Source organism: Streptococcus oralis, assembly GCF_023109155.1.
GTDB classification, from domain to species: domain Bacteria; phylum Bacillota; class Bacilli; order Lactobacillales; family Streptococcaceae; genus Streptococcus; species Streptococcus oralis_BZ.
Genome location: NZ_JALDUA010000005.1, coordinates 139,795 through 160,270, shown reverse-complemented (window position 1 = coordinate 160,270; position 20,476 = coordinate 139,795). Strand labels below are relative to the sequence as shown.

Here is a 20,476-nt window from a genome sequence, read left to right as displayed (position 1 = left end):
TATATCACGAAAGGAGCAAAAATGGAAGCAGTTGAAATTGTAAGAATTAAAGATGTGATCATTGAAAAAGTCTCTGCTAATGATGAAGAATTAGAACACATCTTTGGATGCTCAAAGCGACAAGCGGGAGACATGAGACGCGAGATGAAGAAGCTACCTAGCCAACAGAAGCATCTTAGGAATGATGGTCAGCTTGTCACGATTAAAGGTTTTGACGAATACTTACAATATCGTGGGACTCAAGCTTGGGAAAAAGAAATGGTGAAAAGCAAGAAAATGAGGTCAGTCGGATGAACCTACTAACAAGAATTAAAAACTACTTTTCGGAAGAGGTCGAAGAAACCAATCTGAACTGGAGAGTGGTCGCTCTGGATCTCAATCAATCACTGATTGAAACACAAGAAAAACTTCAAAATGTCAATCAGCGTATTGCTGATCTTGAAAACATTGTGGCAATCTATAAAGAAAAGGAAAACTCAAAATGATGGAATACATTTACCTGGCAACAATCGTTGGAATCATCCTGTGGTCGCTAGTAAATAAACTAGATGACCACGCTGAAATGAAACAGCAAGAGCGCCAGCGAATAGCAAGTAACATCGCACGCATAAACTTGAGAAATTCAGATAAGCAATTTACTTATGATGTAGAACCACCTGTGGGACTCGCAAAAGGTGTAGAAGAAGGAGTTTAAAATGGTTCGAAATAAATTGACAGATTTAACCAATACTCTTTTTGCCCAACTAGAAACGTTGGACGACAGGGATCTTACGACAGATGAATTAAAAGTGGAATTGCAGCGCTCGAAACAAATGGTCGCTATCTCAGGTCAAATCCTACAAGCTGGCCAGTTGGCGTTAGATGCTGAAAAATTCAAAGACAAGGTAGGTGAGGTCAATGCCCCGATCGCTTTGCTGGAAGGATGAGTACACGGAGTACATGCATGAAATATGCCCTGGTCGATTAACTCCCGAAGTAACTAGGTTACTAAATGAGAAATTTGGGACAAACTATACCAAGACTCAAATAGGCGGCGTACGCAAACGCCTTGGATTACCAGTTGGGAAAATCTATCAAGGCCGATTGCTGACGAGGGAGCAACATGATTATCTTGTGTCAATTCAAAAAAATAAGATTTCTCGTGATGTCGCAAATAAAATGAACCAAAAATTTGGCTTATCACTAACTGAGAAACAGATTAAGAGTTATCGGAGAAATAATAATCTACATAGTGGTTTGACGGGAAGATTCGAGAAAGGTCAGACTCCCCACAATAAGGGGAAGAAATACCCCAATATGCCAAAAAACAGCGGGCAGTTCAAAAAAGGTAATCGACCTCCGAATTATGTACCTGTCGGCACAATCAACTATACAACTGACGGATACCCGAAAGAAAAAATTGGGGAACCTAATCAATGGGTTTTGAAACATCGCAAGGTTTGGGAGGACCATCATGGCCTGATACCCAAAGGGTACTCAATCGTTTTCCTGGATGGTGACAAAACAAACTATGATATTTCAAATCTGGCATGTTTATCTAAAAACGAAATTGCTAGAATGAATCAAAATCATCTATTTACGTCCAACGCTGATTTGACTAAATCTGGTATTGGACTAACAAAACTTACAAACAAAATTAGAGAGGTAGAAAAAAATGGCTAGTTTATACGAACTAACAGGGATTTTTAAACAAATTAATGACATGGAAGGGCTAGACGAAGAAACAAAAGCTGATACCTTGGATTCGATTGATTGGACTGATCAGTTCGAGGAGAAAGTCGAAAATACGGTCAAGGTTATCAAAAATAAAGAAGCTGATAAGAAACAGCTCAAAGAAGAGATTGATCGTCTGACTGCACGATGCAAGTCAATTGAAAATGACATCACGCGGCTTAAAACTGGCTTACAAGGAGCTTTTGAAATTACTGGACATGACAAGGTTAAGGGGTTACTTTTTACCGTTTATTTGGCAAAAAATCAACCTTCAGTAGTTGTTGATGAGGATCAGCTGCCTAAGAAATATTTTGTAATTACAAAAAAACCTGACAAAAATGCTATCAAGGAATTGCTGAATGCAGGTAAGAAAGTCAAGGGTGCTACCTTGCAAGAAAGTAGAAGTTTGAGGATTAAGTAATGGAATTGATGAATAAAACACGAGTAACAGATTCACTAGCAGTTGTGATTGGACCAGAATCAATTGAAGTGCTTGTTACTGAAGGTTTTCTATTTGATGTTGCAATTCGCTTTGTAAAAGTAGATGAAACAAATCTTGATCAAGGAAATGAAAAGCCAGTATTTACTCCGGAATACAAGCTGGTCACAGTTGCTAAATACAAGGAAAAACCTATTTTTGAATCGGAAGAAGATATTCGAAGATTCGAAAAACAAGCAAAAGAAATTAAGACTTTGTTTGCTTTTGCAAAAGTGAATAAACAAAATTGGTTTAACACAGCCCTTTATCCAGGAGTGCTGACTGAGAAAGTTGGTGTTTGATGAAAATTTTAGCAATTGATCCAGGTAGTGCCAAAGCGGCAAAAAGTACGCACGGGATCGTACTCTTGGATAATGCAAAGTTAGTTGATCATTGGGTTGTACCATCAGCCAAAATCGAGAGTACGCGCAAGTGGTTTGAAGAAGTGGGCCGATTTTTAAAACCTGATATCGTAGTCATTGAAAAGTTTGAAGCGCGTGACAATGATAAATCAAAGGATAATTCGGTTCTTGAGAATATCGCCTTGCTTCAAATTCTTTTTCCTGGCTCTGTTCTCCAGCGAAATGCTGGCTATCAATCTGATATTCCAAACGAACTTTTAAAACTTTTGGGGTTATGGAAGTTTAGTAAGAGTCATCATCAGGATGTACGTGCAGCCGCCCGACTCGGGTTATTCTGGGCTATGCGAAATGATGTAGAGGAGGTGGTTCAAGATATTGGGAAAATTGCAACTGAGAAAATGGCAAACTGAGGCGGTTAAGCGTAGCGATATGCTGACGAATGGAATCTTTCTTGAGGCTTTAGGAGGCAGAGGCAAAACAATCTGCGCCCTAGCGATCGCCAAACATAGAAAAGCGAAAAGAATCATTATCACGAATAATCGACTAGCAATTCTGAATGGTTGGATAGATGCAGTCAAGTTTATGAATTTTGGTAAAGATGTTGAGATTATCATTCAGACAGATAGATATCTTCAAAATCAAATCAAAAAGGGGAAAAAACTGGCCTGTGATGTACTTATCATTGACGAGTGGCAGAATATGTCGAGTGATAAGCAAGTGGCCTTATATTGCAAAATAAAGCGTAAATACACAATAGGTCTTTCAGCGACTCCAATCAGGAAGAAAGGCCAGAATTTCTACCCGCTAGAAAAAATCGTTTTCGGGTGGGCAACCCCAAATAATAAATTTGACTGGCAAAAAACTCACGGGAGAATGGTCTATGATCCGTTTAGTTACTCAAAAGAGAAGTGGGAAGATTTCAGAGATTATGAGAAATACGTCTCAGATTTACCAAATTTCTTCAGATGGGAAGAAATCGAAGAAATCGAAAATGCAGTTGAAAACAACGGTTTTGAAATTAGGTTTTATCCGGTCAAGGTAGAACCAGGGAACACCGATAAGCTTGCAGAATTTAGGAAACTAAATCTTGTAACGGTTAACGGCAAGACTGCAATGTCCAAGCAATCATTTGGAAGAAAGACCTTTGAGCGCTATCTTAATCAAACGGGTGTAGCAATTGATTTTCCAAAACTAAAACCAGTCAACGCTGATACCCCTCTCATGCTAAAGCTAGACGGTTTGATTGAGAGAGCACCTCATGACATGCTGATTGTCAGTAAGTCTAAGCAGATTGTCAATGTCATTAGCGAGCGCCACCCTGAAATTGGAATCTGGACGGGCGATATCCAAGAAGGACTTGATAAGAAAATCGTGGTTGCTACCAGTCAAGTTCTTGGAGTGGGGGTTGATGGTCTGCAACATAAATACCAAACTATTGTCGTATTGGATCCAGTAGAAGAAGGTTCTGGAGAATATGATGACTATCGGCAATTGCTCTGGCGCATAACAGGAAGTCGTCAGCAGCATGATGTAAATGTAATTGAATTTTATTATAAAGAAAGTTAAAAAGAGGAAAACACAATGAATAAAAAAACTGAAATGATCGTATTTCGTAGCCGTAAAACCGGAGAATTTCTTAAATCTTACAAAGATCGTGGGAGCCTAGCCTTTCAAGCAGACTATTGCTGCATCACTCACTGTTTAAAAATCCCCCGTGAAAAATATGAGGGAAGCAAAAAGACTTACAAGGCCCTTGCAGCAGCCTTTGACTGTGAAATTGTCGCCCTGGAAATTGAATACAAGATGAGCTACCCAAACGGTTCAGAAGTTGAACCAATCAAACGAGAGCGTCCATTTATCGAGGACATGATTAAGGAAATTTTTGGAGGTAAACTCTAATGGTATTTACACTTCCAGCAAATAAACCACAAGTACCTAAAGACACCCCAAGGAATTTCTTCATCTATGGTGAAACTATGAGTGGGAAATCTTACCTGGCCAATGAGTTTCCAAATCCAATCGTCTTGAACACGGATGGAAATGCAGAAGCTAACAGTGTGCCAAGTATTCAACTTGTGAATGTGAAAGATGACAAGGGAAGAATTACTAACTCAGTCATCAAGCAACTTGGAGAAATCTTGCTTGCTCTCCAGACGCAAAAACATTCTTATGAAACAGTGGTCATTGACGTTATTGATGATGTCATTGAAATGATTAAGATCGCTGTCTGTGATGAATTGACTCCACCAGGTAAACCACGTTTGAAATCTTTGTCAGAAATTCCATACGGTAAAGGTTACGACTTTTTCAATCAAGCTATCACAGAATTAGTCATTGACCTCAAAGCCTTACCAATGAATGTTATTTACATCAGCCGTCAGGTTTCGGAATATGATGACAATGGCAATGCTACCAAAGACAAACCAAGCTTGAAAGATAAGTATGTCAATCTTATCAACGGAAATTCTGATTTGATGATCCACACTGAGAAAATCGGAAATAACTACAATCGTGAGGTTGACCGCAAGCGTAAGACCTACTATGCGGACCAGGTTGATGACAAGGCCATCTTGAAAATCTTGGTAACTATCCGTGGGGCTGTTGAGCCTGCAAAGGGCAAGCTAGCCCCTAAAAAAGAAGCAGCTAAGACAACTAAACCAGCTAAGACCGAAAAAACAAAAGAGGCACCTAAGAAAGAAGTTGACTCTGATGATGAATTATTTTAAGAAATAAAGGAGAACACACATGAGCTTACTAGATATCGCAAAATCAATCAAAAAAGAGGGCTTTGACCCACGCAAAGACAGTGCCAACGGCCCTGCACCAATCCCGGCTGGTACTTATCCAGTAGTCCTGAAGAAAGCAACCTTCAACGTATCGGACAAAGGCTGGGAAAGTCTTGGTTATCAATTTGAAATCCGTGGCGGTGATTACAGTGGACGCTCTGAATTTGCAACATTTGGCACACTGACTGAATGGAATGGTAAGAACCTTAACTGGGCAGTTGAACGCACCATGAAATTCTTTATCAAAGCCTTGGTCCTTGCTGGCGACAGTATGCAAGGAAATGAAGAAGACGGTAAAGCCTTGGAAGAGGCTCTACAACGTAAGGCAGTTGGCTCTTACTACAACCTTGTTATCTCTGTGACTAAGGGGAAAGATGGCCGTGAGTTCCGAAACTATGACCTTGAAGAAGAAGAAGCACAACCGCTGACTGAAGCTGATATTGATGATGATGACCTCCCTTTTTAAGAAATAACAAGTTCTGGGTCATTGATGAAACTGATGAGGAATTTGGTCCTTTCACGACAGTAGAAGAGGCTTATACAGCTATGCTAACATACTTGGATATGACTGAAGCCGAATATCAGTCAAACTATACGGCCCAGGAACTTGTTTATATTTACAAAGAGGAGAAAAACCCATGCCGTCGATGAAAGAATACGCATTACAGTACCAAAAGTTAGGGTTCTCAGTCATTCCAGTCAATCCCAAAAACAAGATGCCTTTGATTGAATTTGCCGATAAGCCTGCCATGACTCCTGCCGAGATTGAAAACTTTTGGGACGGCTACCCTAATGCAAACATTGCCCTAAAGACTACCAACTTCTTTGTCATCGATATTGACAAACACGGCAAGTCAAACGGCTTTGAATCCTTGAAAAAATGGAAAAATCTGGGATTGATTGAACCGACACTGCAAGCTAAGACGGCAAGCGGTGGGAAACACCTCTTTTACTTCAAGAGAGAGGATGCCCCTATCACTCAAATGATTAATTTCTTACCAGGTGTTGACATCAAAGCTCATGAAAACAATTATGTCCTTGTTGCTCCGTCAGCAACAGAAAAAGGGCAGTATGAGTGGGATCTGGAAAAGTCTAAGGAAGGTGGTACTATGGTTACTCCTTCAAAAGAATTAATCCAGGCTATAAAAAAACAGTATGGCGAAACTCATGGCTATAAGTATGATGGTAAGGATGGTCTTAGGGACTTAGCTAGACGTTCACATACTAGAGAACGAACACAGACTACAGATCTCTTTGAAACCATCTGCCTTGGCTTTGGTGATGAGGGTGGGCGAAATGATAAACTAGCAAAATTCGTAGGTGGTCTATTATATCGAGCAGTTGATGATGAAGTAGTAATTCAACTTGCAAGACTGGCGAATACTAACAGTCGAAATCCTCTATCAGAAAAGGAAGTGATGCGTACTGTTGAAAGTATGATTAAAAAGGATAGGAGGTGAGAGAAATCGGTGATGTAGTAAGTATAAATTCACAAGACAGAATGATCACAAATGCAAAAGGTGACATCAAAGCGAACAGCCCGATGAATGTACTTGTAGCGTTTAAAGCCGATGATCAACTGAGCATTTATTTAAAACACAATGATTTCTCCCAGGAACACGAACTCCTTAAAGACATCAAAATTGGTAATACTCTTTTCAAAAAAGGAGAACTCCCTTCCAATTTTGATTCAGTTGTAAAAGTTTACTTTGAAAGTGTATTAGGTGTTGCTTTCTCGAATCAAGCGATGCTGGATGGCATGGAGACTTTCTTTTCAGAAAGATCATACAATCCAGTTATTGAGTATATGGAGAGAGCAGCTGAAAAGTGGGATGGCAGAAACCGGATTGACCGCATGCTTCAAGTATATCTTGGCGCTGAAGATAACCCTTTAATTTCTAAAATCGCTCAAATGTGGCTAGTTGGTGCAGTTGCCAAGGTCTATGATCCCTACGTTAAATTTGACTATGTTCTGGACTTGGTCGGTGGCCAAGGAGTCGGGAAAACGTCCCTCCTTCAAAAATTGGGTGGCGAATGGTATACGGATGCCGTAACAGATTTCTCTAATAAAGATAATTACGACATTATGTTAAAGAGTCTAATCGTCAACGATGATGAAATGGTGGCCAGTAATCGGATGAGCTTTGCAGAAACTAAGGCTTTTATTTCTAAAACTAGCCTACGTTATCGTAAACCATACATGAAACGAACAGAAGAATTTGCCAAGAACTTCATCTTAGCCAGGACTACTAATCAAAAAGAATACCTCAAGGACAAAACCGGTGAACGTCGATTCCTCCCGATTATGGCAGATAGCAAGCAACAAAAGAAACATCCAATGGAAATCGAGCCTGATACAATCGAACAAATTTGGGGCGAAGCCGTTACAATCTATCGTGCTGGTGCTGATTTGATGTTTGATGAAAATACAGAGGATGAACTGAATATCTACCGTGAACAGTTCATGTATCGTGATGAAGTTGAATTACAAGTGCTTGAATATCTTGATATGCCCGTCCCTGAAAATTGGCAAAACTGGTCTATTCAGCAACAACATCAATACACAAGTAAATATTTCGATAATAGTAGCGACTTTGATCCTGGAAGCAAAAAACTAGATAAGGTCTCAACTCGTGAAATGATGTACAACTTATTTATGAGAAATTCGAATGACAGGAAGCTGTCAACGAAGATTAACATGATCATGGATAATCATCCTGATTGGAAAAAAAGTGTTTTCCGGGCAGGAGGTAAAAGTACAAAAGGGTTCGTAAGAGTGAAGAATTCGGAAAAAACTAATCGGTAGCAATTTTAAAATTATCGGTAGTCATCGGTAGCAGTTGAGGGGGTAGATCGGTAGCATTCTACCGATAAAATGAGACATCGGTAGCACATCGGTAGCAGTCTAACCCCTTGATATTACTGACTTTTATTTAATATTTATATATAATACTACTCTTCTACCTATATTTTTAAAAAAAGTATATAAAATAATAGTAATAATAGAGAAAGCCTATAAAATAGGGATTCTTTAAAATTATTTTTTACTTTTTAGAATTTATCGGTAGTACGGTAGCAGTTGAGGAAAAGAGGTAAAAATGTCATACACAGTAACACTATATTTTGACAATATGGTAGATGAAACTCACTTCTTTAAGAAAGAGGGAGATGCTGCTAAATGCAAGGCTCAGCTTGAGAGCAAGTATCGAGGCAATCGAATGTATAAAGTTAAGATGGATGAGGTGAGAACTTGAAATTATTTCTTAATGAAGATTGTATGGACGTCATGAAAAGATATCCTGATAACTATTTTGATTTAGCTATTGTCGATCCACCATATTTTCCTGGTCCAGAAAAAAGAAAATTTTACGGCCGGAAAGTCAGTCCGATTGGGGTCAGTAGATTGTACGGAGAAACCTCAGAGTGGCAAATTCCAAATCGAGATTATTTCGACGAACTTTTTAGAGTTTCAAAAAATCAAATCATTTGGGGTGTGAACTACTTCGACTATTCTTTTGGTTCTGGGCGTATCGTTTGGGACAAAGTTAATGGTCATTCAAGTTTTTCAGATTGTGAGATAGCATACTGCAGCTTACATGATAGTACACGGCTGTTTCGCTATATGTGGAATGGTATGATGCAAGGCAAGTCAATATCTGAAGGCCATATTCAGCAAGGAAATAAGGCATTGAATGAGGTTAGAATCCATCCGACACAAAAACCAGTCAATCTTTACCTTTGGTTATTGCAAACTTACGCAAAAGAAGGCGATAAAATACTTGATACTCATGTTGGTTCAGCAAGTAGCTTGATTGCTTGCCAAGAATTAGGCTTTGAGTATGTAGGTTGCGAGTTAGATAGAGACATCTTTAATCTTGCTAAACAGAGACTTGATGTTTACGAGAAGAAAATAAAATTATTTTAGGAGTTAAAGTGAACACACTAGAAAACGTAAAACAATGGTTTATAGACCGTGACCTTGAAAACGGTGGACGACTAGATAAGCAGTCGCTTAAATTAAGTGAAGAGTTCGGTGAGTTATGCGCTGGCTATCTCAAGAAGAATGAGCGGTTAACCAAGGACAGTATCGGAGATTGTGCAGTCGTGATTGTCGGTCTGGCATTGCTGATTAAGGCAGACGTGCAGGAGATTTTTGATGAAGTTTTTAGCGACGAATACCGTGTCATAGGATGTCTGACCTTTTTGAATAGGACAATCAGCAATATTCAGTTATCAAATGGATTTACAAATAAAGATATGTATATAATCGATTTAACTCGTTCAATTTATTGGTTAAAATCAATAAGCAAGTCGCTAGGTTATAACTTCGAAGAATGTTTTGAACTGGCTTACCAAGAAATCAAAGACCGCAAAGGTCGTTGGATTGACGGAACTTTCGTGAAAGAGGAGGATTTATAAAATGAAAAAACTAAGTATTGTTTTAGGTTCTGTATTTGTAATCGTTGTATCGCCATTTGTGGTTCAGTATGGTTGGAATGAAATTATCACAACGATTGTTCCAGTTGGTAAAATTACAGTCTGGCAAGCATTAGGAATGGATGCACTACTATCTTTCATCTGGCCTGTGTTATCCAGCAAAAAAGAATCTGAAGAGGATTATTCGTATGCTGTGAAGAGCAGTATTTCGAAAATCATTACATGTGCATTTTTAATTTGGTTGGCTAGTTTGTTTATCTAAGGAGGATTTACCTGATGCTTGAAATAGATGGCAAAAGCTACGAAGTCCATAAAGTGAAACTCACAAAAAAAGGATTTAAAAAACTTGAAAAAAGGCGAAACACTTATTTTTATCTGTAAAGAAGATAAAAAGGCTATAACTGTTAGTTTGGAGGAGAAGGAATGAAACCAGAAAAAATTGATAACGTAAACAAACCAAGCCACTACCAAGGCAGATACGGCATGGAATCTATCGATGCTTTAAGGAACTTCATGACACCAGAACAGCTGAAAGGCTTTTATCTTGGAAATGCCTTGAAGTATCAATTGCGATTTCAGAAGAAAAACGGTCTTGAAGATCTGAAGAAAGCCAGAAAGAATCTCGACTGGCTAATCGAGGAGATAGAGAACGAGCAGCCACAATTGAGGAAAAACCATTGTAGAACATAGACGATAATGGCATTAAAAAAAGCCAAGGCACTCTCTACCTCAGCAATAATTTCAAACACTATTATTATATCACAAAGGAGATAGAGAGTGAAGGCTAAAGAGCTTTTAAGCGAATTACAGAACCTTGACATGGATATCCAGAGTCGTATTGACGAAATCAACGAACTTGAGGCTGGCCTGCTCTCAAGTCCAAAGTGGGCCGAAGCTAAAGTAAAAGGTGGGCAGACAAGAAAGATTGATGATGTGTACGCTCAGTTGATCACGATGAAAGACGAAATTGAGAAAGATACCAATGTTGTAATCAATCGAAAAATGGAATTGGGGCGGATGATTAACAAGCTGACAAATCCTAAGCATAGAACAATCCTACGAATGACTTATATCAATAAAGGTACGGCTGATAGTATTTGTTATGACTTGAAAATGAGTCGTACAACCTATTACAGATTGAAGAATGAGGCAATTTTAGCCTTAGAAGAAGTTATCTGATGTCATAAGTTCAAAATGGGACTATTTGGGACGGCACGGTTCTAAAAATCTGTTAGAATGGTAGTATCAAGAATTAGGGGTAAGGCAGTAAGCCTTCCCTGATATGGAGAGTTGGCAGAGTCAGGTTGAATGCGCCCGTTTGCTAGACGGGTAGTCGCCTATGTGCGGTTCGTGGGTTCAAATCCCACACTCTCCTTTGAGTGATTTGTGTCCTAGAACAGGGTAGGCAACAGGCTTAGCATTCATATATCACTCATTAACTTACAAATGGTTGCGGAGCGACTGGACCTTGCATGATTGCATAGCTACTTATATCCTAGGTAAGTTATAAGCTAGAGGGTTTGATTCCCTCAGAGGTTTTAAATGACTACAAAAAATAAAAAAAGGAAAACTTCAAATTGATTTCTAATTAACACGCAAGGTAGTAGTCGCCTTGCATTAAGTCACTCATCGAGTGGCTTTTTTAATTATTAAAAAGGTGGTGATGGAAAATTGAATGAAAGACAAAGACGATTCGCAGATGAGTACATCATCAGCGGGAATGCAACAGATGCAGCTATTAAGGCAGGGTATAGTGAAAAGACTGCTAGAAGTCAAGGACAAAGATTGTTGACAAAAGTTGACATTTCTGAATATATCAAAAAAAGAATGAATGAGATTCAGGATGAAAAAATCCTGACTCAAAAACAAATTCTTGTGATGTTGTCAGAGATTGCATCAGGTCAGGCAAAAGAGACAATTGTGGTCACGACAAAAGTAGCTGAGTTGATGACTGATCCCGTGACTGGTAAGTCTGTAAAAGTCTACAATGAAATCCCTCAACTTGTCGAATATCCAACAAAGAACAGCGATAGGAACAAAGCTTTGGAGTTACTAGGGAAACGACATCAAATGTGGACTGATAAAGTAGACATCAATGCAACGGTTACCGAGACTAAGAAGTTTGACGATATCGTCAGTCAGTTGGGCGGTGATGGACTTGACGAATAGCTTCCCTTTATCTCAAAAGTACATCGACTTTTGCAACAGCTTTAATAATGTTGATGCGGACTTTTTGGAAGGTACAACGGCAGCTGGAAAAACAACGGTTGGTGTTGGTGTCAAGTTTATGCGAGCAGTCAGCAGAAGTTCGAAGAAGTTTCACATCATTGCAGCAAAGACAGTTGGTGTAGCTGAAAAGAATATCATTAATCAGGATAACGGAATTTTAGACATACACAAATCAGCCATCTACTGCGGTAATGGTGATAAAGATTCGAAGATTCCTCACATCAAGTTTGAGGGCAAAATCATTTATGTACTAGGGTATGACAACAAGGAAAAATGGAAGCTGGTCCTTGGTGGTCAGTATGGATGTGTCTATATTGATGAGGTCAACACAGCTGACATTGAGTTTGTTCGTGAGTTGTCCACACGTAATGATTATTTGATGGCAACGCTCAATCCGGATAATCCTGATTTACCAGTCTACAAAGAGTTCATCAACAAGGCACGGCCGTATAAAAAGTACGCAGGCGATGTGCCGGAAGAAATTATGCGAGACCTATCAGAACCAGCTAACCCTAAATGGCGTTACTGGTTTTTTACGTTTAATGACAACCTGTCACTAACACCAGAAGCCATCCAGAAGAAAAAGGATGCTGCACCAGTTGGGACTAAGCTCTACAAAAATAAAATACTTGGTCTACGTGGCCGAGCAACAGGAATTGTCTTCGTTAATTTTGATAGCAAAAAACACGTATTGAGTAAGTCTTTTGTAAAGAATACGGTCACGTTCCAGCGGTTCACAGCGGGACTAGATACAGCTTACTCAGCAAGTAGTCCGGATACAATTGCAATGATTTTCCAAGGGATATCAGATGACGGGAAATTATATACGCTGGATGAGGAAGTCTATAACAACGCTGAACTTGATATACCGATTGCTCCATCTGATACTGTGGTCAAGTTCATCAGCTTCCTAGAGCGCAATCGTGGCGAATGGGGATTGGCGCGTGATGTCTTTGTTGATAGTGCGGACCAAGCAACAATTACAGAATTAAACAAATACAAGCGACAATACGGCTGTCTGTATATCTTTAACAATGCTTATAAGAAAACCAAGATTATTGACCGGATCAATTTCCAAATTGGTTGGTTAGCTCAAGGTTGCTACTATGTGTTAAGTCATTGTACGAATCATATCAAAGAGCTAAACACTTACTCATGGAAAGAAGGAAAAGATGAGCCGGAAGATGCAAATGATCACACAATCAATGCGAATCAGTATGCATGGTTGCCATACAGGAAGATAATCGGAAGAAAGGAAAACTAAAGTGGGAATAATGGACATGATTAGAAAGGGTATGAGAAGCTTTCTCAAACTGGAACAGGCACAGCCAAATGTCATCACAATTACAGAGGCAATGACATTTGAAGATAATGCAGCCAAGAACCAAATCTGGTACCGTGGCGACTCATACGAACTGGACCAGCTCTACAAGCAATTACCACACATCAACATCAACTTTTGGGGAGCGACAAGCACTCCTGGGCAAGAAATTAGAAAGATTCATACAGGAATACCTGGTCTCATCGTTGATAGGTTGGTAGATATCACGCTGCACGATATGAATGATTTAGACTTTGCTGAGGAAACACAAGGAAAATTGTGGGAAGAGATTGCTGAAGATAGCAATTTCCACGATCAACTGCAGGAGGCGATTAAAGATAGTCTTGTGATGGGTGATGGTGCTTTTCGTATTTCATTTGATCCGGAACTTACAACATTGCCTATTGTTGAATGGGTGGGTGGAGATAGAATTGAAGTCATCTACAACCGTGGAAGATTGAAAGAAGTTATTTTCCGCACGCACTTCACAGAACACAGAGGGAGCTATTTGCTCGAGGAAATCTACGGATATGGCTCATTAACTTATAAGCTCTACAGGGGCGAAACTGAGCTAGATATGAGCGCGACAGAGTACACCGCTAACCTTGTCGATGTGGAGTTCGATAAATCTGTTATCTTGTGCTTGCCGTTTAAGATTTACACGTCACCTAAAGTAAAAGGCCGTGGTCAATCTATCTATGATCGTAAGACTGATGCTTTTGATAGCTTGGATGAGTCTTGGAGTCAGTGGATGGATGCTCTTCGTTCTGGACGATCACGAGAGTATATTCCTGAGAATTTGCTCCCTAGAGATCCTTACACAGGCGAAATTAGTAAGGGCAATCCTTTTGACCATCGTTTTATCAAGGTCGAGACGGCTATGGGTGAGGATGCCAAAAACACAATCACATTGCAACAAGCTAATATCCCGCACGAAAGTTATTTGAGTACATACGTGACTGCGCTTGATTTAGCTTTACAAGGTATCATTAGCCCATCAACACTCGGTATCGATGTCAAGAAGCTAGATAATGCTGAGGCACAACGTGAGAAAGAAAAGGCAACTCTCTATACTCGCAATGCTATTGTGACAGCTCTGCAAGATTACCTGCCAAAGTTAATTAGTATGGTTTTGAATGCTGATAGTGTGCTTAAGAAAAACCCGCTACAGAAAGTCAAGGTCGACGTGCCGTTTGGTGAGTATGCTAACCCTAGTTTTGAATCACAGGTTGAGACAGTTTCTAAGGCTAAGACAGGTGGTATCATGTCGATTGAAGCGAGCGTTGAGGAATTATACGGTGACTCAAAAGACCAGGAATGGAAAGACCAGGAAGTGGCAAGAATCAAAGTGGAGCAAGGTGTGACAGAAATCAACGTGCCATCATTGAATGAAGTTGCTAACGATTTTGAGATAGAGAAGGAGGCTGAAGATGCTGAAGACGGTGACGATAGGACAGAGGATCTATCACATGAGTCAGAAGGAAGCACAGGGACTTCTACAGATAGCGAGCGATAATGTAGAATTTGGTATCTATGCTGTTGAGAAGAACAATAAGTTGGATATGCTCAACCTCAAAATGCCTAGTAAAACAGCTTTTAAGCGACAATTGAGAAGTTTTAAGGCGCAAGGTTTTAAGGTGTACTGCAATGGCTTATGATGTATCTAAAGCATTTGAGCGAATTGAAAACGATCTGCTTGATTCCATGATTAGAAATCTCGGAAGGCATAAGGCAGAGGAAACTGCTGAAGGTTTTGAATGGGAACAATGGCAGGTAGCTCAATTGAAAGAGCTTGAACGATTTAAGCGAGCTAATGCCAAAAAATATAGCAAAGAGTTTGCCAATATCAATAGCAAGATTTCCACAGCTATCCAAGAAGCCTATAAGCAAGGCATGGATGATGAGGAAATGTCTATCCTGGAAGCTATCAAGAACGGTTTTGAATTTAACAGTGGAAAAGATAACCTAGGGACTTCATTTTTTGCTATCAACGAACGAAAGTTGAATGCGTTACTCAACTCGGTCGAGCATGATATGAAGACGGCAGAGCATGCTGTATTGCGGTATACAGATGACCAGTACAGGCGTACAATATTTGATGCTCAGGTAGCAGCTAACACAGGAGCTAAGACTTACGAGCAATCAGTGGATATGGCCACCAAAGATTTTCTAAGTCGGGGAATCACATGCATCCAATACAGTAATGGAGCCATGGTCAATATCGTATCGTACACTGACATGGCCATTCGGACAGCAACCAAAAGAGCCTACCTAATGGGCGAGGGAGTCAAGCGCCAGGAGTGGGGGATTCATACTGTTATCTTAAACAAGCGATCGAATGCATGTCCTCTGTGTATGCCTTTTGAAGGTAAAGTATTGATTGATGATGTCTGGTCAGGAGGCAGTGCGGCTGATGGTCCATATCCATTATTAAGTTCTGCAATGGCAGCTGGTTTGTATCATCCTAACTGCAAAGATAAGCATACAACTTATTTCCCTGGGATCAGTAGCGAGCCAGAGAAAATATTTACAAATCAGGAATTGAACGACATCAAGGAAAGACAGTTACTGGACAACAAAGTTCAGCATGCTAAGCGACAGGAGAAACGATTTAGCAGATTATCGCAGTTCAGTCTCGATGAAGACAATGTTCAGAAGTACACATTAAGGGCGGAAGAATGGTCTAAACTTAAGTCTAATGCAGAAGAAAATCTGAAATACTTTGAAGCGGAAAAAGGATACAAATTATACCAAGAGCTTTCACTCGAAAGTGATAGTGATTACAAGAAATTCATCAATCGTCAGAGATTGCCTAGAGATACTAGTGGCGTAGCTTCGAAGAAGATTGCTGCAGAGACACGACACATGTATATCGATGCGACTCGAAAAAAATTCAAGGGAGGTACAGAGCTTGGGCAAGACTTGTTTGCAAGACTAGCCGACCAGTCGGCGATTGCAACTATTGCAGAAACAGGAGTTGTGAGATATGAATCTGGAAAACTCTTCCTGAACATGTATAAGGACGTAGACGACCCTCGCGGACCTGGTACTGGTTATTTCCATGAATTTGGTCATCAAATAGATGAGAAACTAGGTTGGGAATTCACAAAGGATAAAAAAATCCTTCAACTTCTGCGTAAAGACTTTATCAATTTATCTGATGATGCTATTTTCGAAGCAATCCATATCAACGATAAAGCCTCTTCGGCATCTGATATATTAGGAGCGTTGAGTGAAGGTAGAATACAAGGTAAGTATTCGCACTCGCTCGTTTACTGGGAGAAAAAAGGAAATATAGAGAGTGAGTTTTTTGCGCATGTGTTTGAGGCACAATTTGATGATGAACGCAGAGAAATACTTGAAAAAACTTTTCCTGAGAGTTATAATTATGTTATAAATAAACTAAAGGAGAGGTAGTCATGCGGATTATCGAAAGCTATCTACGTGTAGCAGAAAAAGCAGATACATTCAGCGACATCTTTGGATATCGTTTAGTAGCCCCGATTTTTCCTGTAGCGGCTATCTATGGACCACAAGAAGAGAGTGATATCTTTGAAGCGAAACTAGACAAATGTATCAAAGATCAATACGATTATTTTGCAGATGAGTACGGCTATGATTCAGATGAGAAAAGACGTAGACTGCAACGTGAGAAGCATGTATTTTACGATTGTTAATATCACAGAGCGCCTATAAGGTGCTTTTTTTGTACTCAGAAAAGGATTGAAAAAATGAAATACAGAAAGAAACCAGTAGTCATTGAGGCGGTTCGGTTCGTAGATACGGAAGAATCAATTTTGAAATTGTCAGAGTTAGGATTGGATCCAATTCGTGTAGATTATGCTGATTTGGATAATCCGGTTTTAAAGATAGAAACACTTGAAGGATTGATGATTGCAACAGAAGGTGACTACATCATCAAAGGCGTGCAAGGTGAATTTTATCCATGCAAGCCTGATATTTTTGCACAAATATATGAAAAAACGGAGGAATGAAATGTTAGAAAAAGCAAAACAATTGGCATCACAAGAATTTTCGCGCTTATCAGATCGTGAAATCAAAGTAGAAGACTGCTTCGTAGTTTGGTTTAGCAAGACCCTGCAAAATTGGAAAGCTCTTGTTAGTACGAACACAATTACATCAAGTGAGCCTTGTGGAAATTATGCAGAAATCACGCATAACGGAGACAAGAAAGAGACTTATGTGGATGTTTACGCCAAGATTTCAAATCGTGCCATTAAAGATTAGGAGGTGATCCGACATCTTGACTTGCAGGAATAGACTGCTATAAATTACTGTAAATTGCTATAAACCGAATCGAAATCGAGGCGGTTTTCTTATGTTTGAAAGGAATAAAGATATGGAAGATTGGAAAGTAAGATTTAAAAAAGAATACTATGAATTGAAAGAACGATTCCAAAAGTTGGATATGATGATTGGCAAATACGAGAAAGGACAGTTAGAGTTTGAACCTAAATGTCCTATTGATTTGTTAAAACGTCAGCGTTCAGTTATGTGGGATTATCTTTCTACTCTAGAGCAACGTGCGAAAATTGAAGAAATTAAACTATAAAACCTAACCGTACGGGATTCCATACGGTTTTCTTTTTGTCCGAAGACTAAAAACTACGTGGAGACACCAGTGACAATAACTGAAATAGGGAGACACCCTTAAAACTGAAAGGAGAACGCTATGTTCAAACGCAAACTATTTTTCCATAATGCAGATACAGGAACTGGCTCTGCAGGTGGACAAGACACGTCAAGCCAAACTCAACCAGCTAGCACTCCTGAGATTGACTATGACAAAATCGCTAGCATTGTCGAAGGCAAGCAAAAGGTTGCTGAAGACACCGTGCTAAAAAATTACTTTAAGCAGCAAGGATTGAGTGGTGAAGAAATGGCTCAAGCTATTACTGCTTTTAAGTCGCAGAAAGCTGATGCAACACCAGACGTCACATCACTACAGCAACAGTTAACACAGGCACAAGCAAGTGCATTGCAAGCTAATTTAGAGCGAAATCTACAATTAGCAGCAATCGAGGAAGGATTACCTGTTGGTGTACTACCTTATGTGATGAAATTGGCTGATACATCAACTCTCACACTTGAATCGAAACCAGAAGATTTCAAAGCTATTGTCGCAAAAGTTTTGGAAGACGTTCCTGCACTGAAGCCAAATAAAGAAGAATCAACTGGGTTTCAACAAATCGGATCTACCGGTAAAACACAACAAACTAGCCAAACTGATGCCATTGCTGCAGCGTTTGGTCTTTAAGAAAAAGGAGAATTAAATTATGACAGTTTATAACTACGCAGAACAATTCGAACAAGCTTTGCATCAAAAATATGCAAAAGAGCTTGCGTCTGTAGATTTGTTTAACTCAAATCCGCATGTGAAATTTATCAACGCTCAAACAATCAAGCTGCCAAACATCACAGTATCTGGTTACAAAGACCACAATCGTCAAACTATCGGTTTTAATTCTGGAACAATCTCAAACGAATGGGAACCAAAAAAACTAGAACATGACCGTGACATCGAATTTGCAATCGATCCTATGGATGTTGATGAAACAAACCTTGTCGTCTCTATTGCCAATGTCCAGAACACTCTGGAAACTGAACAAGGTATTCCTGAAAAAGATTGCTACGTGTTCTCAAAACTCTACACAGAAGCTGGAAAGTATGCTGCTAATGGTGCCACTATCGACACTACAACATTGACTGCAGAAAATATCTTGCAAAAATTTGATGACGCCATGGAAAAAATGGACGAAGCAGGTGTTCCGTCTGAAGGCCGCATTTTGTACGTCACTCCAGCTGTCAACAAGCTCTTCAAACAGGCTAAAGACATCCAACGTGTGCTAGGAGTGAATGGTTCAAATGGCGACGTCAAACGCTCTATCTATAGCCTTGATGATGTTAAAATCAAACAAGTGCAATCAGCTCGCATGAAATCACAATACAACTTTACAAATGGTTGTGTCGCAACAGATGAAGCGAAACAAATGAACTTCATCTTGATCCACCCATCTTGTGAAGTTGCTCGTGAAAAATACTCTTACATCAAAGTATTTACACCAGGTCATGACTCACGTACAGCTGATAACTATTTGCTCCAATCTCGCTTCTATATGGATGCATTCTTGATCAAGAATAAAGCAGCTGGTATCTTTATCAACGCGACAGCGTAAGAAAGGATGGTGTAGTATATGGTATTAAAAGCAATTAAAGGAGCTCGAGTCTATGATATCGATGAGTCAGCGATCAATGATTTTGTTGGTCGTGGCTTTGAAGTCTACGAAGATGGTGAATTAAAATATGGTGAATCTGTCGACAAGGTTTCAAAAGAAGAGTACGAAAAAGTTTTGGATGACTTGAAAAAAGCTAATGCTGAAATCAAGAAGCTGAAAGAAGCTAAGGAGTAACAGTCATGTATGCTAGTCCAGATTATTACAAAAAGACGTTTGTTGGTGTGATTTCTGCTGATTCAGAAGTTCTGGCTAGCAAACTTAAATCAGCTTCTGACAAGATTGATATACTTACGTTCAACCGAATTCGTGGCATTGGATTCGACAATCTGACGCCATTTCAGCAGGAAGTTATCCGAAAGGCTTGTTGTCAGATTGTTGATTTTGAGGAGGTTAATGCTGATTTGATAGCCACTACGGTTTCAAACTACAGTATTAATGGTGTGTCAATACAATTTGGATCAAATTGGAATATTGCTACAGAACAAGGTATTGTTATTTATCGCAAAACCTATGAACTTTTGAAGCAAACAGGATTGACGAGGAGGGTTATTTGATGAAATTTCCACAACTTGTCTTACCTCAATTTTGTCAGACGCCAATCACAGTCACAGTCAACCAAGAGGGAGTTTCTGAAGATGGCGAACCTTTGGAGGCGTTTAGAGAAAGTCTAAAATGCAATTATCAGGACGGTGTCAAAACAGTCCTAACCGAACAGAAGAAGCTGGTCCAAATTACTGGGTCAGCTTATTTCGTTGGTGATATTGCACCGTATTTGCCTACATTGAGCGGTGGGACTGCAACTGTATTTGGTATTGTCAGAAGGATTGTGGATAGCCGGAAAGCTAGAAATCCAGATGGGACTGTCAACTATACCTACATCGGATTGGAGTGAT

Annotated in this window: 33 protein-coding genes and 1 tRNA gene; all 34 read left to right on the top strand. The window is 39.6% G+C overall.

Features of this window, described 5'->3' with window-relative positions; translation table 11 throughout:
* Positions 1-21 precede the first annotated feature (21 nt).
* The 34 genes from M1F63_RS09485 to M1F63_RS09320 all read left to right on the top strand — a co-directional run bounded on the left by M1F63_RS09485 (position 22) and on the right by M1F63_RS09320 (position 20,475).
* Positions 22-294: a hypothetical protein gene (locus tag M1F63_RS09485; RefSeq protein ID WP_084938812.1), complete on the top strand. Its 273-nt coding sequence runs from the start codon at positions 22-24 to the stop codon at positions 292-294.
* Entirely contained in the window at positions 291-485 is a 195-nt protein-coding gene (locus M1F63_RS09480; protein WP_247941291.1) for a hypothetical protein, read from the top strand. Before M1F63_RS09485 ends, M1F63_RS09480 begins: the two co-directional genes overlap by 4 nt.
* Positions 482-694, top strand: a complete 213-nt coding sequence (locus M1F63_RS09475; RefSeq protein WP_247941290.1) for a hypothetical protein — start codon at positions 482-484, stop codon at positions 692-694. The genes M1F63_RS09480 and M1F63_RS09475 overlap by 4 nt, the downstream gene beginning before the upstream one ends.
* Position 695: 1 nt before the next feature.
* Positions 696-926 (top strand): hypothetical protein, encoded by a 231-nt coding sequence (locus M1F63_RS09470; protein WP_247941289.1) that lies wholly within the window; start codon positions 696-698, stop codon positions 924-926.
* A gap of 13 nt (positions 927-939) precedes the next feature.
* Complete coding sequence (locus tag M1F63_RS09465) at positions 940-1,662, top strand: HNH endonuclease signature motif containing protein (RefSeq protein WP_345772917.1); 723 nt, start codon at positions 940-942, stop codon at positions 1,660-1,662.
* Positions 1,655-2,134, top strand: coding sequence for a siphovirus Gp157 family protein (locus M1F63_RS09460; protein ID WP_138099575.1), 480 nt, complete (start codon positions 1,655-1,657; stop codon positions 2,132-2,134). Before M1F63_RS09465 ends, M1F63_RS09460 begins: the two co-directional genes overlap by 8 nt.
* Positions 2,135-2,142: 8 nt before the next feature.
* Positions 2,143-2,493: a hypothetical protein gene (locus M1F63_RS09455; protein WP_247941287.1), complete on the top strand. Its 351-nt coding sequence runs from the start codon at positions 2,143-2,145 to the stop codon at positions 2,491-2,493.
* Complete coding sequence (locus M1F63_RS09450) at positions 2,493-2,963, top strand: hypothetical protein (protein ID WP_247941286.1); 471 nt, start codon at positions 2,493-2,495, stop codon at positions 2,961-2,963. Before M1F63_RS09455 ends, M1F63_RS09450 begins: the two co-directional genes overlap by 1 nt.
* Positions 2,964-2,982: 19 nt before the next feature.
* Entirely contained in the window at positions 2,983-4,119 is a 1,137-nt protein-coding gene (locus M1F63_RS09445) for a DEAD/DEAH box helicase family protein (protein ID WP_247941296.1), read from the top strand.
* 15 nt (positions 4,120-4,134) lie between these two features.
* The gene (locus M1F63_RS09440; protein ID WP_247941285.1) at positions 4,135-4,452 is read left to right on the top strand and encodes a hypothetical protein; all 318 of its coding nucleotides are present in this window, start codon (positions 4,135-4,137) and stop codon (positions 4,450-4,452) included.
* Positions 4,452-5,279 (top strand): AAA family ATPase, encoded by an 828-nt coding sequence (locus tag M1F63_RS09435; RefSeq protein ID WP_247941284.1) that lies wholly within the window; start codon positions 4,452-4,454, stop codon positions 5,277-5,279. The genes M1F63_RS09440 and M1F63_RS09435 overlap by 1 nt, the downstream gene beginning before the upstream one ends.
* 19 nt (positions 5,280-5,298) lie before the next feature.
* Positions 5,299-5,805, top strand: a complete 507-nt coding sequence (locus tag M1F63_RS09430; RefSeq protein WP_247941283.1) for a hypothetical protein — start codon at positions 5,299-5,301, stop codon at positions 5,803-5,805.
* 172 nt (positions 5,806-5,977) lie between these two features.
* Complete coding sequence (locus M1F63_RS09425; protein ID WP_247941282.1) at positions 5,978-6,799, top strand: bifunctional DNA primase/polymerase; 822 nt, start codon at positions 5,978-5,980, stop codon at positions 6,797-6,799.
* Between the two features lie 41 nt (positions 6,800-6,840).
* Positions 6,841-8,145 carry a virulence-associated E family protein gene (locus M1F63_RS09420; protein ID WP_282184289.1) on the top strand — a complete coding sequence of 435 codons (1,305 nt, stop codon included), beginning with the start codon at positions 6,841-6,843 and terminating at the stop codon, positions 8,143-8,145.
* A 292-nt stretch (positions 8,146-8,437) separates the two neighbouring features.
* A complete protein-coding gene (locus M1F63_RS09415) occupies positions 8,438-8,593 on the top strand; it encodes a DUF7204 family protein (RefSeq protein WP_193389845.1) in 156 nt (51 codons plus the stop codon).
* Positions 8,590-9,264 (top strand): DNA methyltransferase, encoded by a 675-nt coding sequence (locus M1F63_RS09410; protein ID WP_247941280.1) that lies wholly within the window; start codon positions 8,590-8,592, stop codon positions 9,262-9,264. Before M1F63_RS09415 ends, M1F63_RS09410 begins: the two co-directional genes overlap by 4 nt.
* 8 nt (positions 9,265-9,272) lie before the next feature.
* Entirely contained in the window at positions 9,273-9,758 is a 486-nt protein-coding gene (locus M1F63_RS09405; RefSeq protein WP_247941279.1) for a MazG-like family protein, read from the top strand.
* Position 9,759: 1 nt separating this feature from the next.
* Positions 9,760-10,038, top strand: a complete 279-nt coding sequence (locus M1F63_RS09400; RefSeq protein WP_247941278.1) for a hypothetical protein — start codon at positions 9,760-9,762, stop codon at positions 10,036-10,038.
* Between the two features lie 161 nt (positions 10,039-10,199).
* Positions 10,200-10,466, top strand: a complete 267-nt coding sequence (locus M1F63_RS09395; RefSeq protein WP_247941277.1) for a DUF3310 domain-containing protein — start codon at positions 10,200-10,202, stop codon at positions 10,464-10,466.
* A gap of 129 nt (positions 10,467-10,595) precedes the next feature.
* Positions 10,596-10,955 carry a DUF1492 domain-containing protein gene (locus M1F63_RS09390; RefSeq protein ID WP_049479278.1) on the top strand — a complete coding sequence of 120 codons (360 nt, stop codon included), beginning with the start codon at positions 10,596-10,598 and terminating at the stop codon, positions 10,953-10,955.
* A 105-nt stretch (positions 10,956-11,060) separates the two neighbouring features.
* Positions 11,061-11,151 (top strand) — tRNA-Ser (locus M1F63_RS09385).
* A 296-nt stretch (positions 11,152-11,447) separates the two neighbouring features.
* Positions 11,448-11,945, top strand: a complete 498-nt coding sequence (locus M1F63_RS09380; protein WP_247941276.1) for a terminase small subunit — start codon at positions 11,448-11,450, stop codon at positions 11,943-11,945.
* Complete coding sequence (locus M1F63_RS09375) at positions 11,872-13,269, top strand: terminase (RefSeq protein ID WP_247941275.1); 1,398 nt, start codon at positions 11,872-11,874, stop codon at positions 13,267-13,269. Before M1F63_RS09380 ends, M1F63_RS09375 begins: the two co-directional genes overlap by 74 nt.
* Before the next feature lie 10 nt (positions 13,270-13,279).
* Positions 13,280-14,842, top strand: a complete 1,563-nt coding sequence (locus tag M1F63_RS09370) for a phage portal protein (RefSeq protein ID WP_247941274.1) — start codon at positions 13,280-13,282, stop codon at positions 14,840-14,842.
* Between the two features lie 131 nt (positions 14,843-14,973).
* Positions 14,974-16,743, top strand: a complete 1,770-nt coding sequence (locus M1F63_RS09365) for a phage minor capsid protein (RefSeq protein WP_247941273.1) — start codon at positions 14,974-14,976, stop codon at positions 16,741-16,743.
* A 2-nt stretch (positions 16,744-16,745) separates the two neighbouring features.
* Entirely contained in the window at positions 16,746-17,003 is a 258-nt protein-coding gene (locus M1F63_RS09360; protein WP_216728938.1) for a peptidase, read from the top strand.
* Between the two features lie 54 nt (positions 17,004-17,057).
* The gene (locus M1F63_RS09355; RefSeq protein WP_247941272.1) at positions 17,058-17,321 is read left to right on the top strand and encodes a hypothetical protein; all 264 of its coding nucleotides are present in this window, start codon (positions 17,058-17,060) and stop codon (positions 17,319-17,321) included.
* A 1-nt stretch (position 17,322) separates the two neighbouring features.
* Positions 17,323-17,574: a DUF6275 family protein gene (locus M1F63_RS09350; RefSeq protein ID WP_247941271.1), complete on the top strand. Its 252-nt coding sequence runs from the start codon at positions 17,323-17,325 to the stop codon at positions 17,572-17,574.
* Positions 17,575-17,686: 112 nt separating this feature from the next.
* Entirely contained in the window at positions 17,687-17,899 is a 213-nt protein-coding gene (locus M1F63_RS09345) for a crAss001_48 related protein (protein WP_247941270.1), read from the top strand.
* Positions 17,900-18,019: 120 nt separating this feature from the next.
* On the top strand, positions 18,020-18,604 hold the full coding sequence (locus M1F63_RS09340; protein ID WP_125399024.1) for a hypothetical protein: 585 nt from the start codon (positions 18,020-18,022) through the stop codon (positions 18,602-18,604).
* Positions 18,605-18,623: 19 nt separating this feature from the next.
* Positions 18,624-19,523, top strand: coding sequence for a capsid protein (locus M1F63_RS09335; protein WP_132974074.1), 900 nt, complete (start codon positions 18,624-18,626; stop codon positions 19,521-19,523).
* 18 nt (positions 19,524-19,541) lie between these two features.
* On the top strand, positions 19,542-19,757 hold the full coding sequence (locus tag M1F63_RS09330; RefSeq protein ID WP_247941269.1) for a hypothetical protein: 216 nt from the start codon (positions 19,542-19,544) through the stop codon (positions 19,755-19,757).
* Positions 19,758-19,762: 5 nt separating this feature from the next.
* Positions 19,763-20,137, top strand: a complete 375-nt coding sequence (locus M1F63_RS09325; protein ID WP_247941268.1) for a head-tail connector protein — start codon at positions 19,763-19,765, stop codon at positions 20,135-20,137.
* Positions 20,137-20,475 carry a hypothetical protein gene (locus M1F63_RS09320; protein WP_125410996.1) on the top strand — a complete coding sequence of 113 codons (339 nt, stop codon included), beginning with the start codon at positions 20,137-20,139 and terminating at the stop codon, positions 20,473-20,475. Before M1F63_RS09325 ends, M1F63_RS09320 begins: the two co-directional genes overlap by 1 nt.
* Position 20,476 lies beyond the last annotated feature (1 nt).

Excerpts from the sequence above, each read along its gene's own strand:
- M1F63_RS09485 (WP_084938812.1), top strand. The coding sequence starts at position 22 with ATGGAAGCAGTTGAAATTGTAAGAATTAAAGATGTGATCATTGAAAAA.
- M1F63_RS09480 (WP_247941291.1), top strand. The coding sequence starts at position 291 with ATGAACCTACTAACAAGAATTAAAAACTACTTTTCGGAAGAGGTCGAA.
- M1F63_RS09475 (WP_247941290.1), top strand. The coding sequence starts at position 482 with ATGATGGAATACATTTACCTGGCAACAATCGTTGGAATCATCCTGTGG.
- M1F63_RS09470 (WP_247941289.1), top strand. The coding sequence starts at position 696 with ATGGTTCGAAATAAATTGACAGATTTAACCAATACTCTTTTTGCCCAA.
- M1F63_RS09465 (WP_345772917.1), top strand. The coding sequence starts at position 940 with ATGCATGAAATATGCCCTGGTCGATTAACTCCCGAAGTAACTAGGTTA.
- M1F63_RS09460 (WP_138099575.1), top strand. The coding sequence starts at position 1,655 with ATGGCTAGTTTATACGAACTAACAGGGATTTTTAAACAAATTAATGAC.
- M1F63_RS09455 (WP_247941287.1), top strand. The coding sequence starts at position 2,143 with ATGAATAAAACACGAGTAACAGATTCACTAGCAGTTGTGATTGGACCA.
- M1F63_RS09450 (WP_247941286.1), top strand. The coding sequence starts at position 2,493 with ATGAAAATTTTAGCAATTGATCCAGGTAGTGCCAAAGCGGCAAAAAGT.
- M1F63_RS09445 (WP_247941296.1), top strand. The coding sequence starts at position 2,983 with ATGCTGACGAATGGAATCTTTCTTGAGGCTTTAGGAGGCAGAGGCAAA.
- M1F63_RS09440 (WP_247941285.1), top strand. The coding sequence starts at position 4,135 with ATGAATAAAAAAACTGAAATGATCGTATTTCGTAGCCGTAAAACCGGA.
- M1F63_RS09435 (WP_247941284.1), top strand. The coding sequence starts at position 4,452 with ATGGTATTTACACTTCCAGCAAATAAACCACAAGTACCTAAAGACACC.
- M1F63_RS09430 (WP_247941283.1), top strand. The coding sequence starts at position 5,299 with ATGAGCTTACTAGATATCGCAAAATCAATCAAAAAAGAGGGCTTTGAC.
- M1F63_RS09425 (WP_247941282.1), top strand. The coding sequence starts at position 5,978 with ATGCCGTCGATGAAAGAATACGCATTACAGTACCAAAAGTTAGGGTTC.
- M1F63_RS09420 (WP_282184289.1), top strand. The coding sequence starts at position 6,841 with ATGATCACAAATGCAAAAGGTGACATCAAAGCGAACAGCCCGATGAAT.
- M1F63_RS09415 (WP_193389845.1), top strand. The coding sequence starts at position 8,438 with ATGTCATACACAGTAACACTATATTTTGACAATATGGTAGATGAAACT.
- M1F63_RS09400 (WP_247941278.1), top strand. The coding sequence starts at position 9,760 with ATGAAAAAACTAAGTATTGTTTTAGGTTCTGTATTTGTAATCGTTGTA.
- M1F63_RS09395 (WP_247941277.1), top strand. The coding sequence starts at position 10,200 with ATGAAACCAGAAAAAATTGATAACGTAAACAAACCAAGCCACTACCAA.
- M1F63_RS09390 (WP_049479278.1), top strand. The coding sequence starts at position 10,596 with ATGGATATCCAGAGTCGTATTGACGAAATCAACGAACTTGAGGCTGGC.
- M1F63_RS09375 (WP_247941275.1), top strand. The coding sequence starts at position 11,872 with ATGCAACGGTTACCGAGACTAAGAAGTTTGACGATATCGTCAGTCAGT.
- M1F63_RS09370 (WP_247941274.1), top strand. The coding sequence starts at position 13,280 with ATGGACATGATTAGAAAGGGTATGAGAAGCTTTCTCAAACTGGAACAG.
- M1F63_RS09365 (WP_247941273.1), top strand. The coding sequence starts at position 14,974 with ATGGCTTATGATGTATCTAAAGCATTTGAGCGAATTGAAAACGATCTG.
- M1F63_RS09360 (WP_216728938.1), top strand. The coding sequence starts at position 16,746 with ATGCGGATTATCGAAAGCTATCTACGTGTAGCAGAAAAAGCAGATACA.
- M1F63_RS09355 (WP_247941272.1), top strand. The coding sequence starts at position 17,058 with ATGAAATACAGAAAGAAACCAGTAGTCATTGAGGCGGTTCGGTTCGTA.
- M1F63_RS09350 (WP_247941271.1), top strand. The coding sequence starts at position 17,323 with ATGTTAGAAAAAGCAAAACAATTGGCATCACAAGAATTTTCGCGCTTA.
- M1F63_RS09345 (WP_247941270.1), top strand. The coding sequence starts at position 17,687 with ATGGAAGATTGGAAAGTAAGATTTAAAAAAGAATACTATGAATTGAAA.
- M1F63_RS09340 (WP_125399024.1), top strand. The coding sequence starts at position 18,020 with ATGTTCAAACGCAAACTATTTTTCCATAATGCAGATACAGGAACTGGC.
- M1F63_RS09335 (WP_132974074.1), top strand. The coding sequence starts at position 18,624 with ATGACAGTTTATAACTACGCAGAACAATTCGAACAAGCTTTGCATCAA.
- M1F63_RS09330 (WP_247941269.1), top strand. The coding sequence starts at position 19,542 with ATGGTATTAAAAGCAATTAAAGGAGCTCGAGTCTATGATATCGATGAG.
- M1F63_RS09325 (WP_247941268.1), top strand. The coding sequence starts at position 19,763 with ATGTATGCTAGTCCAGATTATTACAAAAAGACGTTTGTTGGTGTGATT.
- M1F63_RS09320 (WP_125410996.1), top strand. The coding sequence starts at position 20,137 with ATGAAATTTCCACAACTTGTCTTACCTCAATTTTGTCAGACGCCAATC.